Origin of the sequence: Ruania albidiflava DSM 18029 (assembly GCF_000421225.1) — a bacterium.
Classification (GTDB): Bacteria; Actinomycetota; Actinomycetes; order Actinomycetales; family Beutenbergiaceae; genus Ruania; species Ruania albidiflava.
Window position 1 is genome coordinate 91,005 of the sequence record NZ_ATWL01000010.1, and the last position, 17,484, is coordinate 108,488.

Below are 17,484 nucleotides of genomic sequence, written 5' to 3' on the forward strand. Positions count from 1 at the left end.
GCAGGGCGCTGAGCACACGAGCGAAACCCACGAAGGCCCGCGGCTCACTGTCAGTGCTGGCTGGCACGCTGTGGCCATGGACATCATCTGGCTGATCTGCGGACTGCTGCTGGGCCTTGCTCTGGGCGGGGTCGGCGGGGTCGTGCTCACCCGGCGCGGTAGTCACGCCACCGGTGGTCCGAGCGCGCAGCAGGTGGCGGCGGCCCGGGCGGAGGCCGCGCGGTTGTCCGAACGGCTTGCCGCCGAGGCAGAGGCGCACCAGCGCGAGCTGGTCGCTGCGGAGCGGGCTGCGGACGAGCGCGCCGACCTGCAGCAGGCCGCGCACGAACGGGAGCTGGCGGCCGAGCAGCGCCGAGCGGCCGAGCGGGTCGCCGAGCTGAAGTCGGACACCCAGCGGCTCAGCGACGAGTTCGAGGCGCTCTCGGCGAAGCTGCTGGAGCGCACCAGCACGTCGTTCCTGGAACAAGCAGAGCAGCGCTGGGCGCTGGCACGCCAGCAGTCGGAGGCCGAGCTGGCCAAGCGGGAGGAGGCGGTGCGGCACCTGGTGGAACCGTTGACCCGAACGCTCGGGGAGGTCAAGCAGGAGATGACCACAGCGGAGAAGGAGCGCCTCTCCGCGCATGCGGCGCTGTCCGAGCAGGTGCAGGCGATGCGGTCCACCTCCGAGCACCTGCGCACCGAGACCAGCCAGCTGGTCAGCGCACTGCGTGCACCGCAGGTGCGGGGCCGGTGGGGCGAGCTGCAGCTGCGCAACGTGGTGGAGTCGGCGGGGATGGTCGAGCACGTGGACTTCGTGGAGCAGGCCACCTACCAGAGCGACGACGGCCCGCTCCGCCCGGACCTGGTCGTCACCCTGCCCGGTCAGAAGCACGTGGTGGTGGACGCGAAGGTGGCGTTCAACGGCTACCTGGAGGCGATGGAGGCCACCGACGAGCAGGTCCGTGCGAAGCGGCTGGCAGCACACGCCCGGCACGTGCGCGAGCACATCGACTCCCTGGGCTCGAAGTCGTACTGGGAGCACGTGCCGCACACGCCGGAGTTCGTGGTGATGTTCCTGCCGGCCGAGGTGTTCCTGAACGCGGCGCTGGAGGAGGACCCGAGCCTGCTGGAGCGTGCCTTCGCCCAGGACGTGGTGCTGGCCACGCCGGCGACCCTGGTGGCGCTGCTGCGTACTGTGGCCTACACCTGGCGTCAGGAGCGGCTCGCCGAGGACGCCCAGCAGGTGTTCACCGTCGGTCGAGAGCTGCACAAGCGGCTCGGCACGCTCGGCAAGCACCTGACCACGCTGGGCAAGCGGCTGAACTCCACCGTCGAGGCATACAACGCGTTCAACGCCTCGTTGGACTCCCAGCTGGTCACCCAGGCGCGGCGGTTCTCCGCGCTGCAGGGTCTGGAGCCGAACCTGGCTGCTCCCCCGCCGCTGGAGGTGCTGGCCGTGTCGGCGCAGAAGGAGGACGTGCACGGTGTGGAGCTGGCGACCCTGGTGGACCGGGCGGCGCAGGACGCGGACCGGGCAGCGCGGGACGCGCACTGGGCAGGTGGCGGCGACAGCGACGTCGGGCCGGAGCGCGGTACCGGAAGCTGAACCTGCGCGGGAGCGATCCGGCGCCTGTGTCCAGCCGGTCCCGGGCTGCACAACTGCTCCCTTCTTGACCAAAGCGCGCTCTTAAGAGCACCTTCACCTGCCCCCTCCTCGCCATGGTTAGCGTGCTTGACGTCTGCCGCTGCTGGCTCGCTCTAGGGCAACGGTGCTGTGTGGAAGGAGGGTCCGCGTGCCAGATCTCGTCGTTTCCCAGGGACGTTCGCACCAGCGTGTGTCGACGGCTTACCGCCGGCGGTACCGGCGCGGTGTAGCCCTGTTCGCGCTGTTTGCCTTCCCAAACCTGGCGCTCATTGCGGTCTTCGCCTACTGGCCGGTGCTGGAGAACGTCTACCTCAGCCTGACCAGCTGGGACTTCATCAGTCCGGCACCTCTGTTCATCGGGCTGGAGAACTACATCCAGATGTTCACCTCCGGCACCTTCCTCGGTGTCCTGAGAATCACCCTCATCTGGGTTGTCGTAGTCGTTGGCGTCTGCCTCGTGCTCGGCATCGCCCTGGCTTCACTGTTCTCGATGAAGCTTCCGGGCACCACAGTGGTCACCGGCATCGTGTTCACGCCGCACGTCATCGCCGGTGCGGCCATCGCAGCCGTCTGGCTGTTCATCTTCGATCAGAACTACGGCCTTGCGCGGGTAGTCTTCAACGCTGTCGGCCTTTCGTCGCCGGCCTGGACGACCGATGCCAGCTGGGCGCTGCCTGCCCTGATCATCGTCTCGATCTGGAAAGGCGTCGGGTTTGTCTCGATCGTCTACCTGGCTGGGATGCAGGGAATGCCCTCAGACGTGCTTGAGGCTGCCCGCCTGGACGGCGCAAATCGCTGGCAGCTCTTTCGCCGAATCATTCTGCCGCTGCTGTCCCCGACCACATTCTTCCTGGTGATCACGCAGACGATCAGCGCATTCCAAGCATTCGACATCATCGCGGTGATGACCGGGGGCGGCCCCGCTTCCGCTACCACCACACTGAGCTGGTTCATCTACGACCAAGCCTTCAACCGCTCCAACGTGGGCTACTCAGCAGCGGCCGGCACGGTGATGTTCGTGATCCTCATGTGCATCACCGTCCTGCAGTTTCGATTCGTGGAGAGGAGGGTGCACTACTGATGTCCACCACCACGGTCCGCCCGCGACCCACAGACAGCCCAGCCGCGTCGCCTCCGAGCACCGGTGCGCGTGCCGGCCGGCCGAAGATCAGGCTGCGCCGCACCTGGTGGGCCTTCCTGCTGCTGGTCGCCACCGCGCTGGTCTTCATCGTTCCCCTCTACATGCTGGTCACCACCGCCTTCAAGACCAACGGCGAGATCTACGCCTGGCCGATGAAGTTCCTTCCTTCAGAGCTGACCTGGGCCAACTTGTCCACGGCCTGGGAGCTTGCACCGTTCGGCGCCTTCATCAAGAACTCGCTCCTCGTCACGGCCGTCGGTGCGGCCGCCAAGGTCGTGCTCGCCGTGTTCACCGCCTACGCGTTCGCGTTCTTGCCCTTCCCGGGGAAGAAGGGCCTATTTCTCGTGATGCTCGGCGCACTGATGGTGCCCGGCCACGTCACCCTCCTGGTCAACTACATCACGATCGGCAATATGGGCCTGATCAACACCTACGCCGGCCTCATCCTCCCCGGCGTCGCATCCGCATTCGGCACTTTCCTGCTCAGACAGCACTTCCTGACGTTGCCCGGGGAGGTGTTCGAGGCAGCTGAGCTCGACGGCGCCGGTCACTTCCGCAAGCTTGCTTCCTTCGTGGCGCCGATGTCCGTTCCCGCCATCGCCACCGTCGGCCTGGTCGCCGTCATCGACGAGTGGAACAACTTTGTGTGGCCCTTGATCATCACCAACTCGGTGAACATGCGCACGCTGCCGATCGGACTGATGTACCTCAAGGCAAACGACGGCCTCACCTCCTGGGGCGTGCTCATGTCCGGGACGCTGATCGTCGTCCTGCCGATGCTGCTCGTCTTCCTCTTCGCCCAGCGCTACATCGTCACCGGACTCACCGGGGCCGCAGCCGGCGGCGGCCGGTGACAGGAAGCGACGCAGATCTCCTAGCCACCATCCACAGCAGACACTCAAGGAGAGACATGACACGCGAACGACCGCTCCGTCACGACCGGAGGCGACTCACTCGCCGACAGGCCCTGGGTGCGGGCCTGCTTGCCGCGTCCTCACCAGCCCTCGCAGCGTGCTTCAACGGCGGCACCGGTGCCGACGAGGACGCCGTGTACGACCAACCCAGCGGTGACATCCCGGACGAGTTCAAGGACCGTCAGCGAGTCGTCTTCTGGAGCAACTGGACCTCGCACAATGCGGAGGTCCTGCAGCGCAACGTGGACGCCTTTCACGAGGCACAAGACGACATCTTCTGCGAGATCCAGATCTTCGAGGGCTACGACAACGTCGAGTCCAAGCTCGCCGCGAGCCTGCAGGCCCAGCAGGTTCCCGACATCGCTGTACTCAGCGACGTGGTCTGGAACCGGTTCTACCTCAACGAGGCCCTGGAACCGCTCACCGGCTACTTCGACGACTCCTTCAGCACCGAGGCCTTCCATGAACAGTTCATCACCGAGGGCACGGTGAAGGGCGACGTCTGGTGGGTTCCGTTCGGCCGGTCCACGCCGTTGTTCTACTTCAACCGAGACATCTTCGCCGACGTTGGCCTGCCAGACCGGGCACCGGAGACCTACGAGGAGCTCCGCGAGTGGGGCTTGGAGCTCAAGGGCTACCGGGCGAACGGTACCGACGTCGCGATGCGTGCCTATGCGGGTACCGACGACTGGTACTTCCAGGGCTCCACCTGGGCATTCGGCGGCGGATACTCTGACGGCCTGGACCTGCTCCTGACCGCGGAGGAGACCATTGCCGCCCTGGAGTACGACCGAAAGTTCATCCATGAAGACGGGCTCGGCTACCTCGCCTCCGACACCTCCGGCGACTTCATCTCCGGCGTGGCCGCGACGCTCACCCAGTCGACCGGATCACTGACCGGCATCGACGAGGCCGCCGAGTTCGAGTACGGTTGCGGCTTCTTGCCGCAGCAGGTCACCACCGGCGTGCCCACCGGTGGCGGCGGGCTCTCCATCCTCCGCTATGCCTCCGAGCAGCGGAAGCAAGCCGCCTGGGAGGTGCTGAAGTTCCTCTGCACCGGCGACGCAACAGTCGACTGGACGCTCGGTACCGGCTATCTGCCCACGACGACCGACGCCCTGGAGTCGGACGAGGTCCGACATCGCGCCGAGGAGAACCCCAACTACCAGGTGGCTCTCGACCAGCTGGAGATCGCCCAGGGCCCGGACATCGTGCGCCGATACGTGCCGGAGTGCGTACCCGAGGCGATCACCGCGATCGAGGCGGTCTACTCGGGCGGCAGCGACGCGGAGTCCACACTGACAGCCATGCAGGAGACACTCGAGCCAGCCATCGACCGGATCCGGCCACTTTACGAAGAGCGGGTGGAAGGCTGACATGTCCCTGCTGATCGTCGGCCACCGCGGAGCGATGGCCCACAAGCCCGAGAACAGCCTCGCCTCGTATGCGCTCGCCGAAGAGATCGGGGTCGACGAGATCGAGCTCGACGTGCGGCTGAGCAAGGATCGCCAGCTCTTCCTGCTGCACGATTCGACTCTAGATCGCACCGCCGGGGACGACTCCGCCCGCAACCGGGGACCGGCGGCCGGGCTCACGCTGGCAGAGCTGCAGGCCGTGGTGCTGGACTCCGGGCGAGGGGTGGTCAGCCTGGCGGAGATGTACGACGCGACCACCACCGCCATCCAGCTCGAGGTGAAGGACCCGGCAACCGTACCGTTCTTGGCGGACTTCTTCGCCCAGCGCACGAAAGATGCTGCCCGCACGATCCTCACCGGCTTCGACGCGAACGCTCTCCGGCAGGCCGCAGAGCTGATGCCCGGTATCCCACGGTGCATCATCGTGAAGACGATCGCCGACGCACAGAGATTCGACGGAGGCTGGCAGGGCTTGGTGGACTACACCCGCTCGACCCGGTTCGCTTGCGGCTTCCCGGGGCTGGATGCCGAGTTGGTGCAAGCCATCCATGCTCGTGGCCTTGAGCTGCACGTGTGGCCGATGCGCACCCTGGACGACATGCGTACCGCGATCAGCCTTGCTGTCGACGGCACCACCTCCGACGACCCCGCACAGGCACAGCAGTGGCTCCGGCAGGTGCTCAACGAGCACGCGGGAGCATGAACTCCGCACCGCCTGCCCCCGCTGGGACGCGAGATCATGAATGAACCCCACGTCACGACCTCCGGCTGCGTCAGGCCCACCCCGTGCCGCCGGGCACCCGGTCAGGATGGCGCCAGTGCCAGGCCGACACCCGGGCTCGTGGTCATGGTGCAGAGCTGGTCGAAGGACCGGATCACCAGGTGGGCCTCGGGTGCCAGCTCCGCCATCGTGCAGGTGCCGGTCACACCGACCGTGAGACAGCCGGCAGCGCGCGCAGAGCGCACTCCGGCCACTGTGTCTTCCACAGCCACGACCACACCGGAGACACCACGCCGGCCCAGCTCGGCCATCCCCTTGCTGAACGGCTCCGGGTCCGGTTTGCTGGCAGTGACGTCATCTCCGGTCACGAAGAATGCTGGCGGTGTCAGCCCAGTCGCCCCGTACCGCGCTCGTGCAACCGGCCGCGGCGCCGAGGTGACCACACCCCAGCAGCCGGCGGGCAGCGACTCGACGAAGACCTGCACCCCAGGGAGCGCCTTCAGCCGCTGGCCAGGTCGGGACTCGATCTCGACCAGCCGTGCGATCGCGTGCGCGTGCTGGTCCCCGCGGACCCCGGCAGCGGCAACCACCGCCTCAGCGGTCTGCCCGTGCAGAGTAGCCGGCAGGGCCGGCACACCGAACTCCTCAGCCATCAACCTCCAGGACTCTTCCACCGCGGGAACCGAGTCCACGAGCGTGCCATCCATGTCGAAGAGCACACCGGCAACCCGAACCTCACCCCCGTCACCCAGCATGGCAGCATGCTCAGCGAGCTGCCCGCCCGTGGTCGATGACACGTTCACACCATCACCTCAGGGCTGTGGGCTGCGAGTCGATCGCCGAGGCGGCGAGTGCCGAGGTGCATGGGTTCCTCCAGGTTGGTTGGTCAGGTACCGGGACGAGCGTAGTTATCTCGCTCATTAGTGGAACGGCGCGCACTTATGAGCAAACCGATGACGATCGATCAACAGGTCCTGCACGTGTATGTCGCACTGCAGAACCTCGCGCACGGCAGACCGGTGAACGAGATCGCAGAAGACATCGGCAAGTCACGATTCGCCACCGCGCGGATGGTCAAGCGCGCTCGCGCTCTCGGTCTCATCGAGGTCCGGGCCACGGTGTCCGCACCGGTCGATGTCGGCTTGTCAACCGAGTTAGCTCAGCGGTACGGACTGCGTACAGCGTTGGTGGTGGCCACGCACAGCCCCGATGCAGCCGCGGCCCGGGAGGCGATCGCCAGGATCGCAGCGCGGTTCATCGTCGACATCGTCGAAGAGGACGACATCCTGGGGTTCGCCCCAGGGCGAACGCTGGTGCTGGCCTCCCGCATTATCGAGGCGCTGCCCCGCGCCGATGTGGTGCAGCTCAGTGGTGTGGGGGCGCCGCGGCTTGAGGACGGGGTCGAGGTCATCTCGAACATCGGCCGACTGAGCGGTGGTGCAACTCACCCGCTGTACCTACCAGCGGTGCTGATGAAGGACCCAGAAGCCCGTGTCATCCTCCGGCACCCATCGATCCAGCGAACTCTGCGCAAGTTCGATCACATCGACAAAGCTTTCCTGACCATCGGTGGGTGGCCGGAGGCTTCGATGATGGCCAGCCAGCTGTCCGATCTGGGCGAACGGTCGGAGTATGAGGCCAAGGGTGTGATAGCGGAGATGGGCACCATGCTGCTGGACGCCGAGGGCGGCATGGTCTCGGGGCTGGAAGACCGGTTCGTGGGCATCTCAGAAGAACAGCTGCGACGCGTCGCGCTGCGAGTGGCCATCGGTGGGGGCCCGGGCAAGGAACGTGCGGTGCTGGCGGCCCTGCGCTCGGGCATACCAGACCACCTGATCACCGACATCCGCTGTGCGAAGGCAGCTCTTGCCGCGTGAGGCCGAACGGACGGACCCTGGCACCATCCTCCTCACCGCTCGTCCGAGCGCACCTCCCCGCCACCTCGTCCGTGACCGTAGCGTGACGCACTGGTGGCTGCCGAAGGGCAGACGCACGATCGGGAGAGTGAGATGAACACGAAGTTGTGGGACCGTCGAAATGCCCTGCGCCTGGGTGCGCTGGGCGGCCTGGCGGCAGGTGTCCTCGGCGCCGGCGCACTGCCGGCATCAGCACGGCCGCGGTTCTTCGATCTCCGCACCGACGCGCGCACCCTGTACACGGGCGCGCCGTTGTCGTCGGAGACCATCCAACAGTCGTTCGCCTTCGACCCAGACCGCGGCCGGCTCTTCGTAGCCCAGCTGCTGGCTGGCTCCCCTGGGAAGGCCGGAGACCTGCGAGTCACAGAGATGGACCGGCGTGGTCGCATCCTCGGATGGATGACCCTGCTGGGGTACGGCCACGCGGTCTCCTTCGGCGTGCATCGCGGTCCCCGGGGCCTCGACCTGTGGATCGAAGGTCGCGTCAACGACAACGGCTATGGCACTGTGCTGAAGCAGGTGCCCTGGCGACACGGGACGACCCTGGACCAGGAGGACCCGCGGGCCTGCGACCACCTGCCCGTTCCGGGCGCCAGGGAGTACACCTGCGCGATCGACCATCAGCACGGTCGGATGGCGATCGCCTACTGGAGCGGTGTGGACAAGCGGGTGGCCGTGCTGCCGCTGGAGGAAGTTCTCCGCGGTCGCGCACCGGACCCGATTGCCGACTTCTCCCGACCAGAGGGCCTGGGTACCTTCCAGGGGTACGCCCTCGATGGTGACGCGCTCTACACCCTGGACGGAAACAGCTACAGCGACACCAATCCCACCCCCGGCAACACCTATCTGGGACGCATCGACTGGCGGAGTGGCGAGCTGGTGGAGCGGGTGCACAACCGGACCGCCCTCGATCTGGACTTCCGCGAGCCCGAGGGCCTGGCGATCGAGTATTCACGTCACCGTCCGCCTCGGCTCTACCTGGGCTTCGCCTCCGGCGTGGTCGGCGACCGACGTTCGAACATCTACTACCTGGAACGCTGAACGGTCAGCCCCAGGCACGCTGCGGCGACCACCGCACGCCTGTTGGTAGGTTGCCGCCGTGCCTGCCGAACCACCTGAGCCCCCGTCGCCTGCACCTCCACCACCAGCAGCTGAGCGTTCTCGGCGCAGGCGTCGCACCCTCCTGGTCGCGGGCGCGTGCGTGGGCGCGCTGGTCGCCGGTCTGATCGCCTGGGGCATCGTCGCGCGCCAGGACGGCGGTGGCGCGGCACAACCCCTGGGGTCGCCCGAGGCCGTGGCAGCGGGCGAGGACCGTGCAGCAGATCTCGCCGGGGACCGGCCCGAGATCGCTGCACAGCAGCACGTCGAAGGCCCGCAGCTGTTCAGCTACCAGTTCACCGCGGAGGACGTGCTCACCACCGACGGCCAGGCACCGATCATCGCCAACCAGCTGCTGGTGACACCGACCGAGGAAGGCGGCCTCACCGCGGTCCAGGCTCTGGCCGAGGACCTCGATGCAATGATCGTGGGCGTCAACGAGCTCCTCTCCGACTACCAGCTGCTGCTGCCGGAGGCTCTCGATGCCGACCAGCTGGAAGCGCTCGGCGAGGAGACGGCATCCCGCGCGGGTATCCGTGCCGCCGGGCAGAACGCACTCATCCCGCTGGAACCGGCCGCCACCCGGCCACCGCGGGTGACCGGCGCCCAGGACGCCTTCGACGAGGCTGCTGGGAGTGCCACGTTGCAGGAGGGCAGCTGGGGCATGCAGGCCGCCGGAGTACCCGTGCTCTGGGACTACGCCGACACTGTCGGGCTGGGGGCCACGACCGTGGGCGTGTTCGACACCTTCCGGTACTTCGACCTCCCGGGCGACCTTGCGCACGCCGAGCGACACATCCCTGCTGGTACCGCCACTGCGACACCGTCCGCTCATGGTCTGCACGTCGCCGGCACCGTGGGCGCCAGAGGGACCATCCGCGGCGTCGCATCCGAGGCCGACCTGGTGCTGGCGGGCTGGCCGGCGACCTTGCTGCCGGCCGAATGGTGGCCGGTCATCCGTCCCGGGTACAACACCGACCCCGAGGAGATGATCGAGGTCACCGACGACAACGCGCTGCGCGGCGGAATCACTGTGCTTGCCGAGAGCGGGGCCAGCGTGATCAACGTCTCCCAAGGTGCGCCGTCGGCAGCTGCTCAGCTGGACGTCGACGGCGCGCAGGAGTCGGCTCGACGCCTCGGCGAGACGGTCGGCCATGCGCTGACCAGACTCGTCGAGGTCTACCCGGACACGCTGATCGTCGCAGCCGCGGGGAACTCTGCCTGCACCCCGAGTGCCTGTTTCGATGCGACGAAGGAGCTGCTGGAGGAGAACGATGCGAGCAGCCAGCTCCTGCGCACCGAGGCACAGTGGGGGATGTTCGCGCAGGCGAGGGAGCAGTTCCCCGAGCTGGCCGACCACGTCCTCACCGTCGGCAACCTCGACGCACTCTTCGACACCGACGACACAAGAACCGGCTTCGAGATCCACGGCACCTCGCAGTGGGGTGCGGACGTGCTGGCACCAGGCACGCAGATCCTGTCCACGGCAAGCTGCGCGGACGAGGACATCGACTGCCAGGAGGGCTACGGGTACATGACCGGCACCTCGATGGCGGCCCCGTACGTGGCCGGGGTGGCTGCTGTGCTGCGCGGGGTCAACCCGGACCTGACCGCCGGTGAGCTGAAGAGCGTCATCATCGGCACGGCCAACAGCACCCAGGAGCTCGTCGTCGACCTGGGCGCAGACCGCTCGGAGTCCCCCGGGACCCCGGTGCTCGATGCGGCCGCAGCACTGCTGGTCTCCGTGCGTTCGCTGGACGCGGAGGTCGTCGATCTCCTCGACTGGCCGTTCCCGGCGCAGCTGCGTGGCGCCTGGTGCCCGGCCTCGCAGGCCGATGCCACCGCAGAGGCCTGCCTGGACCTCGAGCAGTTCCTCGAGGCGCACCCGGATGCCGAGCTGGAGTCGGACGCTCTCACGCCGGTCGATGCGACCGGCCGGTCCTCCACCGTGGCGACCACGACGCTGTGCGTGGATGGTCCGTGCGAGTCCGCCGCACAGACCATCGAGCTGCGCTACTACCCGCCGGGCGCTGCCTGGGAGTGCACCGACGGGGTGGCTGCTGCCGACTTCTGCACCGAGGAGACGATCCAGGAGTGGGCAGGCTCGGACGCGCCCGTCGCGCACGATGTCGCCTGGCCGCGCCTGGTGCAGGTGTACCGCGACGGCGGCATCGTGCAGAGCGAGCCGTTGCGGCTCGACGTCGTGGCCGAGGGCGAGCTCACCGGGCTCCCGGCGTCGATGTCCGCAGACCGCCAGCCCACCGAGCTGACCGCGGAGAGCACCAACGGCACCTACTGTGCCGCTCCTGATGGCGTCGACGCCGAGTGCTACACCATCGACTTCCCCACCCTCACCTATGCCGGCGGGGATGTCTACGACCTTCGCGCCGAGGACCCCACAGCCGAGGGCTGCCTCCCGCTCTCGGTGGAGTACGAACCGACCGGCGACGACCCGGGTGCCGGGTTCCCGCTCGGCAGCTTCTGCCCCGCTGGTACGTCGATCACGCTGCCTGACTATGTCGACGGCGAGGATCACCCGGACCGTGCCCGCATCTTCAACAGCCAGGACGGGTCGATGATGCTGCGCGAGCGAGAGTGACTCAGACCGGGGTGACGTCCAAGGTGCGTCGGCCGCCGGGCCGGGCGCTCTGGCCCGCCTTCTTCAGCTCCCCACGCAGCTCCTTGGGCAGGGAGAACATCAGGTCCTCAGTGGCGGTGCGCACCTCCACCACCTCACCGAAACCCCACCCACCGAGGCGCTCGACCACCTCGCGCACCAGGATCTCCGGGACCGACGCGCCCGAGCTCAGGCCCACCCGGGTGGCGCCGTCGAACCATGCGCGGTCCAGCTCACCGGCGGCGTCCACCCGGTGGGCGGAGCCAGCGCCCGCCTCCAGGGCCACCTCCACCAGCCGCACGGAGTTGGAGGAGTTCGCCGAGCCGACCACGATCATCACGTCGACCTCCGGGGCGATCTTCTTCACCGCGACCTGTCGGTTCTGGGTGGCGTAGCAGATGTCGTCGCTGGGCGGGTCCTGCAGCTGCGGGAACTTCTCCCGCAACCGGTGCACCGTGGTCATCGTCTCGTCCACCGACAGCGTGGTCTGAGACAGCCACACCACCTTTGCCGGGTCGCGCACGGTGACCTGGTCCACGGCGTCGGGGCCGTCCACGAGCTGCACGTGCTCAGGCGCCTCCCCGGCGGTGCCCTCCACCTCTTCGTGCCCGTCGTGGCCGATGAGCAGGATGTCGTAGTCGTCCCGGGCGAACCGGACGGCCTCCTTGTGCACCTTGGTGACCAGCGGGCAGGTGGCGTCGATCGTGTCCAGGCCGCGCGAGGCCGCCTCGGCGCGCACTGCCGGGGAGACCCCGTGCGCGGAGAAGATCACCCGGGCACCCTCGGGGACCTGCTCGGTCTCGGAGACGAACACCGCACCCCGCTCGGCCAGCGTGGCCACCACATGCTTGTTGTGCACGATCTCGTTGCGCACGTACACCGGCGGGCCGTAGTGCTCCAGGGCACGCTCGACCGCCTCGATCGCCCGGTCGACCCCGGCGCAGTAGCCGCGCGGGGCGGCGAGCAGGATCTGCTTGGTCGAGGTGGCCACGCGCTCCAGTGTAGGTGTCCGGCACCATCGGGGCGCGGGTCCGCCGGATCAGTCCGGGACCGGCACCTCCCGGGCGGCCAGCCAGGCCAGGAGCTGACCGGCATCGAGCACCGGCTTGCCGTACTCGCGGGCCTTGCGGGCCTTCCCGGACTGGGTGCCGGCCTCCGCGGTGACCAGCACATCGGTACGGGTCTTGGTCATCGACGGCACCGGGTGCAGCCCGCCCGCCCGGGCGAGGTCCTCCATCTGCGGGCGGCCCAGGGATCGTCCCGACGGCGTGAGCACCTCTCCCGTGAAGCACACCCGGGCGCCGGGGTACAGCACCTCGTCCGCCCCGACCGGCTCGGGCGCACGCATCGCGGCCTCCTCGGCCAGGCCGGCACCCACCAGCTCCTCCAGCCCGCGCAACCGGTCCAGCACCGCTGCGGTCGCCGGCACGCGCCCAGCAGCGGTGAGCACCTGGGACCGAGCGAGCGCTGCCGTCGGTCCGTCCGGCTGCGGCGCCCCGCCAGCATCCCGGCCGTCACCGCCGAGCAGTGCCGCCGAGATCTGGCCGCTGATCGCCAGCAGGTCCGCGAGCGCCGGCAGGTGCTCCGGCCTGGGCGCGCGCCGCAGGGTCCCGGGTGAGCAGGTAGCCCGGACCGCCGGTGGCCAGGTCGGTCTCGCCCGGGTCCAAGAAAGCGTCCACCGCCGGGGCGCTGCCGCCATGGGTCTGGAACGCGGTCAGCGCCGCCTGCGCGCGCGCCAGGGCGGAAGCACCACCGCGCGGCGCGCCAGCACCAGCCGCACCAGCACCACCGTCCCCGGTCCGCACCGGGACACCGAGCGGCAGCGGGGCGACCACACCGAGGCGTTTCAGCTCGAAGTCGACCAGCGCCAGGACCTCCTCCACGTCCGGACCGACCGGTGTGCACCCCTGGAGCACCGGGGCGAGCACCGTCCACGCCTCGGCGAGAGTCGGGGCCAGGGCGACGTCCGCCGTCGTGAGACCGAACCGGCTGCGCGCGTCGGCGAGGTCACGCTGCGGGTTGACCAGGGTGCTCAGCGCGGTCCCGTCATCGAAGGCGACGGCGATCTCCACCGGACGTGGGCGGCTCCTGCGCCCTTCCTGGCCCACGACCAGGGCGGCGATCCCGCAGAACCGGGTCTGCGCCGTCGACCCGCGTGCGGAGGCGAGGAACCGCAGGATGCGCCGGTCGGACTTCAGGTCCCTGGGCAGCACCGGGCGGCGCAGCACCAGCCCGGCCATCGACGTGCACCGGCTGAGCGCCACGTACACCTGCCCGGCGGAGAAGGTGCCACCGGTCAGGTCCACCACCACGTTCTCCAGGGTCTGCCCCTGGCTCTTGTGGATGGTGATCGCCCAGGCGAGGCGCAGCGGGAGCTGGGTGAAGGTGCCGACCACCTCGTGCCGCAGCCGGCCGCCGTCGACCATCGGGCGGGTCGCCTCCCAGGTGTGCGGGGCCACCTCGGCCGCGGAACCGTCGGTGAAGGTGACGGTCACCACCAGCTCACCCTCGTCCTCGGCGATGTGCTCGATCCGGCCGAGAGTGCCGTTCACCCACCGGTCCGCCGGGTCGTTGGTGAGCATCATCACCTGCGCACCGACCTTCAGGTGCAGCACGGCGTCGGCGGGCTCCTCCAGCGCCGACAGGTCACCGGTGCGGACGGCGGTGCTCAGGTGTTCCGGGGTGTCCAGCTGGGCCAGGCGCTGCTTGTTCCGGGAGGTGGCGAGCCGGTTGGTAGGGGTCAGGGTGAGCCAGAGCTGGTCGGGTGGGGGCTGGAAGTCGGGGTCGGTGCGGGCGTTCAGCTCCGCCATCGCGTGGCCGAGCAGCGCACCCTCGCGCAGCGAGTTGAGGATCGCGGTGAGCCGGTCGTCACCGGCCTGGCGGAACACCGTGGTCAGCTCGACAGTCGGGAACGCCTCAGCCCGGTAGCTGTCCGCGGAGAAGAAGTACGGGGTCTCATACCGGGTGGCGAAGTAGGTGGCGTCGCGGGGGGTGACCACCGGCGGCAGCTGGTGCAGGTCCCCGACCAGCACCAGCTGCACACCGCCGAACGGGCTGCCGGGGTGGGGGCCGAAGCGTTCCAGGGCGGCGGTGAGCATGTCGAACAGGTCGGCGCGGACCATCGAGGCCTCGTCCACCACCAGCGTGTCCAGGGAGGCGATCGCCTTGGCGAACCGGCCGGGGCGGTAGCGCCCGTGCCGCACGTCCTCCAGGGTGGTGGTCGGACTCAGGCTGAGCAGCCGGTGCAGGGTGTAGCCGCCGACGTTCAGTGCGGCGATCCCGGTGGGGGCGGCGACCACCACGGACCGCCGGGTGCTGGCCAGGAACTGCCGCACCAGCGTGGACTTGCCGGTGCCGGCCCGGCCGGTGAGGAACAGGTTCTCCCCCGACTCCAGCAGTGCCAGGGCGCGGGTGAGCTCCTCGGTGCGCACGAGGGCGGTGGTCATGGCCACCACCGTAGGCGTACCGAGCCGGCTGACAGGCCAGAGCCGGTCGAAGGCAGCGGACGTGGACAGCGGTGCCGCGATGTCCCCGGTGTGCGGCACAGTAGAGGTCATGACCGCCGAGCCCACCAGCGCCGACCTGCCGGCCAAGGCCATCGAGACCACTGCCGAGCGGCCGTGGCCGGTGCGGTTGCTGAGCACGAAGATCGCCGAGTACGTGAACCGGATGGCCCCGGTGTGGGTGGAGGGGCAGCTGGTGCAGCTGAACACCCACAACGCGTCGGCCACCGCGTTCCTCACCCTGCGGGACACCGATGTGGACATGTCGCTGAACGTGACCATGCTGAAGCGACTGCTGCAGGCTGCACCGGCCCTGACCGAGGGCGCGCACGTGGTGGTGCACGCCAAGCCCTCGTTCTGGACCAAGCGCGGCACGCTCAGCCTGCGCGCCACCGACCTGCGTGCGATCGGCATCGGGGAGCTGCTCGCCCGGATCGAGGAGCTGAAGAAGGTGCTCGCCGCGGAGGGGCTCTTCGACGTCGACCGGAAACGGCCGTTGCCGTTCCTGCCCGGGCGGGTCGGGCTCATCTGCGGCCGGGACGCCAAGGCCAAGCACGACGTGCTGGTCAACGCCCGCGCCCGCTGGCCGCACGTGCACTTCGAGATCCGCGAGGTGGCGGTGCAGGGACCCAGCTGTGTGCCGCAGGTCAGCCGCGCGATCGCCGAGCTGGACGCCGATGAGGACGTGGAGGTGATCGTGGTGGCCCGCGGCGGCGGGTCGGTGGAGGACCTGCTGCCGTTCTCCAACGAGACGATGGTCCGGGCGGCCGCCGCGTGCAGCACCCCGCTGGTGGCGGCGATCGGGCACGAGACCGACTGCCCGCTGCTGGACCTGGTCGCTGACTACCGGGCCTCCACCCCCACCGATGCGGCGAAGCGGATCGTGCCGGACGTGGCCGGTGAGCTGACCAACATCGCTGCGGCCCGCACCCGCATGGCTGAGGCGCTGACTCGGCGGCTGCACGTGGAGCAGGACCGGCTCACCGCACTGCGCACCCGCCCGGTGCTGGCCGACCCGATGACGATGGTCACTACCCGCACCGAGCAGGTCGACCGGCTGCGCGAGGCGGCCCGGACCGCGTTCGGCACCCGGCTAGAGCGTGCCCACGGTGAGGTGAATGCGTTGCGCACCGCCCTGCGCACACTCTCCCCGGAGGCCACCCTCCGGCGCGGGTACGCCGTGCTGCGCACCGAGGATGGCGCCGTCGTGCGGGATCCTGGCGAGGTCACCGACGGACAGCACCTGGAGGCCCTGGTGGCCCAGGGCAGGTTCGACGTAGAGGTCCGCCCCGGGCGGAACGAGCAGAAGGACGTGGTTGGATGAGCACCGTGAACGAACAGGCACCCGACGTGGCCACGCTCAGCTATGAGCAGGCCCGCGACGAGCTGGTGGACGTGGTCGGCAGGCTGGAGAGCGGCGCCGCCTCGCTGGAGGACTCCCTCGCCCTGTGGGAGCGGGGTGAGGCGCTGGCGGACCGGTGCCAGGGCTGGCTGGATGCCGCCCGGGACCGGCTGGCCGCCGCGAAAGGCGACTCGGTGGTCACCGCTGAGGAGACCGAGGCGGGCGGCACGGCGGAGCCCAGCGAGCGCGAGCCGGCCTCGTGAACCAGCGCGCGCTGGTGATCGGTGAGGCGCTGGTGGACGTGGTGCACGCCGCGGACGGCACCGTGGTCGAGCACCCGGGCGGGTCGCCGGCGAACGTGGCCCTCGGTCTGGCGCGGCTGGCGCGCACCGCCGAGCTGGCTACCTGGTTCGCCGACGACGCCCATGGCGAGCTGCTCCGGGAGCACCTGACCTCCAGCAGGGTGCACCTGGTGCCCGGCTCGGACGGTGCCGAGCGCACCTCCTCGGCAGTGGCCACCCTTGCCGCGGACGGCGGAGCCTCCTATGTCTTCGACCTCACCTCGCACGTACCGGAGGTGGTGCTGGACGACTCCATCGCCGTGCTGCACACCGGCTCGATCGCCGCAACCTTGCAGCCGAGTGCGGACGAGATCACCAACCTGTGCGCCGCCGCCCGCCCCCATGCCACGATCAGCTACGACCCGAACGTCCGACCCACGATCATGGGCGAGCCCGATGCGGTGCGCCGCAGGATCGAGCGGCTGGTAGCCGGGGCAGATGTGGTGAAGGTCTCCGACGAGGACATCGCCTGGCTCTACCCCGGTCAGGACGTGACCGATGCGGTGCGCCGGTGGGCCGCCGCGGGCCCTGCGCTGGTGGTGCTCACCCGGGGCGCATCCGGGTCCCTGGGGTTCACCTCCGGCGGGGTCGAGGTGATCGTGCCGGCACCGCTGGTGCGGGTGGTGGATACCGTCGGTGCTGGGGACGCCTACATGGCCGGGCTCATCGACGGGCTCTGGTCCGCCGACCTGCTCGGCGCCGACCGCCGGGAGCAGCTGCACGCCATGCAGGCCGAGACGGTGCAGACGGCGATGAGCCATGCTGCCCGGATCGCGGCGATCGTCGTCTCCCGCGCGGGAGCCAACCCACCCACCCGCAACGAGCTGGAGGAGCCCGAGTGACCAGCACCCT

15 protein-coding genes are annotated in these 17,484 nt (G+C 69.3%); 11 read left to right on the top strand and 4 right to left on the bottom strand.

What is annotated here, in order from left to right:
* Positions 1 to 76 precede the first annotated feature (76 nt).
* From K338_RS22485 to K338_RS0112650, 5 genes are all read left to right on the top strand, one after another.
* A complete protein-coding gene (locus K338_RS22485; protein WP_157612396.1) occupies positions 77 to 1,585 on the top strand; it encodes a DNA recombination protein RmuC in 1,509 nt (502 codons plus the stop codon).
* A 187-nt stretch (positions 1,586 to 1,772) separates the two neighbouring features.
* Positions 1,773 to 2,705: a carbohydrate ABC transporter permease gene (locus K338_RS0112635; protein WP_022918532.1), complete on the top strand. Its 933-nt coding sequence runs from the start codon at positions 1,773 to 1,775 to the stop codon at positions 2,703 to 2,705.
* Positions 2,705 to 3,619: a carbohydrate ABC transporter permease gene (locus K338_RS0112640; RefSeq protein ID WP_022918533.1), complete on the top strand. Its 915-nt coding sequence runs from the start codon at positions 2,705 to 2,707 to the stop codon at positions 3,617 to 3,619. The genes K338_RS0112635 and K338_RS0112640 overlap by 1 nt, the downstream gene beginning before the upstream one ends.
* A 56-nt stretch (positions 3,620 to 3,675) precedes the next feature.
* Complete coding sequence (locus tag K338_RS0112645) at positions 3,676 to 5,055, top strand: ABC transporter substrate-binding protein (RefSeq protein WP_022918534.1); 1,380 nt, start codon at positions 3,676 to 3,678, stop codon at positions 5,053 to 5,055.
* A 1-nt stretch (position 5,056) separates the two neighbouring features.
* Entirely contained in the window at positions 5,057 to 5,797 is a 741-nt protein-coding gene (locus tag K338_RS0112650; RefSeq protein ID WP_022918535.1) for a glycerophosphodiester phosphodiesterase, read from the top strand.
* A 101-nt stretch (positions 5,798 to 5,898) separates the two neighbouring features.
* Here the strand turns inward: K338_RS0112650 and K338_RS0112655 are convergent, their stop codons facing one another.
* Positions 5,899 to 6,612 (bottom strand): HAD family hydrolase, encoded by a 714-nt coding sequence (locus K338_RS0112655; protein WP_157612398.1) that lies wholly within the window; start codon positions 6,610 to 6,612, stop codon positions 5,899 to 5,901.
* A gap of 126 nt (positions 6,613 to 6,738) precedes the next feature.
* On the opposite strand from K338_RS0112655, the gene K338_RS0112660 reads away from it, so the two are divergent.
* The 3 genes from K338_RS0112660 (at position 6,739) to K338_RS0112670 (ending at position 11,428) form a co-directional block, all read left to right on the top strand.
* Positions 6,739 to 7,692 (top strand): sugar-binding transcriptional regulator, encoded by a 954-nt coding sequence (locus K338_RS0112660; protein ID WP_157612400.1) that lies wholly within the window; start codon positions 6,739 to 6,741, stop codon positions 7,690 to 7,692.
* Between the two features lie 132 nt (positions 7,693 to 7,824).
* A complete protein-coding gene (locus tag K338_RS0112665; protein WP_022918538.1) occupies positions 7,825 to 8,772 on the top strand; it encodes a phage baseplate protein in 948 nt (315 codons plus the stop codon).
* 160 nt (positions 8,773 to 8,932) lie between these two features.
* On the top strand, positions 8,933 to 11,428 hold the full coding sequence (locus K338_RS0112670; RefSeq protein ID WP_022918539.1) for a S8 family peptidase: 2,496 nt from the start codon (positions 8,933 to 8,935) through the stop codon (positions 11,426 to 11,428).
* 1 nt (position 11,429) lies between these two features.
* Here K338_RS0112670 and K338_RS22490 read toward each other — a convergent pair whose 3' ends face one another.
* The 3 genes from K338_RS22490 to K338_RS22495 form a co-directional block, all read right to left on the bottom strand.
* Complete coding sequence (locus K338_RS22490; RefSeq protein WP_022918540.1) at positions 11,430 to 12,437, bottom strand: 4-hydroxy-3-methylbut-2-enyl diphosphate reductase; 1,008 nt, start codon at positions 12,435 to 12,437, stop codon at positions 11,430 to 11,432.
* A 48-nt stretch (positions 12,438 to 12,485) separates the two neighbouring features.
* Complete coding sequence (locus tag K338_RS26010; RefSeq protein WP_211218234.1) at positions 12,486 to 12,875, bottom strand: hypothetical protein; 390 nt, start codon at positions 12,873 to 12,875, stop codon at positions 12,486 to 12,488.
* Positions 12,876 to 12,960: 85 nt separating this feature from the next.
* Positions 12,961 to 15,003, bottom strand: a complete 2,043-nt coding sequence (locus tag K338_RS22495; RefSeq protein WP_245542960.1) for an AAA family ATPase — start codon at positions 15,001 to 15,003, stop codon at positions 12,961 to 12,963.
* On the opposite strand from K338_RS22495, the gene xseA reads away from it, so the two are divergent.
* Genes xseA through K338_RS0112695 form a run of 3 tightly spaced genes read left to right on the top strand, consistent with a single transcriptional unit; the run spans position 15,002 to position 17,474 of the window.
* Positions 15,002 to 16,273, top strand: coding sequence for an exodeoxyribonuclease VII large subunit (xseA, locus tag K338_RS22500; RefSeq protein ID WP_084481162.1), 1,272 nt, complete (start codon positions 15,002 to 15,004; stop codon positions 16,271 to 16,273). The genes K338_RS22495 and xseA overlap by 2 nt on opposite strands.
* Positions 16,270 to 16,554: an exodeoxyribonuclease VII small subunit gene (locus K338_RS22505; RefSeq protein WP_022918542.1), complete on the top strand. Its 285-nt coding sequence runs from the start codon at positions 16,270 to 16,272 to the stop codon at positions 16,552 to 16,554. The genes xseA and K338_RS22505 overlap by 4 nt, the downstream gene beginning before the upstream one ends.
* Positions 16,551 to 17,474 (top strand): carbohydrate kinase family protein, encoded by a 924-nt coding sequence (locus K338_RS0112695; protein WP_022918543.1) that lies wholly within the window; start codon positions 16,551 to 16,553, stop codon positions 17,472 to 17,474. The genes K338_RS22505 and K338_RS0112695 overlap by 4 nt, the downstream gene beginning before the upstream one ends.
* Positions 17,475 to 17,484 lie beyond the last annotated feature (10 nt).

Bases quoted from the DNA above. Each gene is read 5' to 3' on its own strand.
- K338_RS22485 (WP_157612396.1), top strand. From the start codon at position 77: ATGGACATCATCTGGCTGATCTGCGGACTGCTGCTGGGCCTTGCTCTG.
- K338_RS0112640 (WP_022918533.1), top strand. From the start codon at position 2,705: ATGTCCACCACCACGGTCCGCCCGCGACCCACAGACAGCCCAGCCGCG.
- K338_RS0112645 (WP_022918534.1), top strand. From the start codon at position 3,676: ATGACACGCGAACGACCGCTCCGTCACGACCGGAGGCGACTCACTCGC.
- K338_RS0112650 (WP_022918535.1), top strand. From the start codon at position 5,057: ATGTCCCTGCTGATCGTCGGCCACCGCGGAGCGATGGCCCACAAGCCC.
- K338_RS0112665 (WP_022918538.1), top strand. From the start codon at position 7,825: ATGAACACGAAGTTGTGGGACCGTCGAAATGCCCTGCGCCTGGGTGCG.
- xseA (WP_084481162.1), top strand. From the start codon at position 15,002: ATGACCGCCGAGCCCACCAGCGCCGACCTGCCGGCCAAGGCCATCGAG.
- K338_RS22495 (WP_245542960.1), bottom strand. From the start codon at position 15,003: ATGACCTCTACTGTGCCGCACACCGGGGACATCGCGGCACCGCTGTCC.
- K338_RS22505 (WP_022918542.1), top strand. From the start codon at position 16,270: ATGAGCACCGTGAACGAACAGGCACCCGACGTGGCCACGCTCAGCTAT.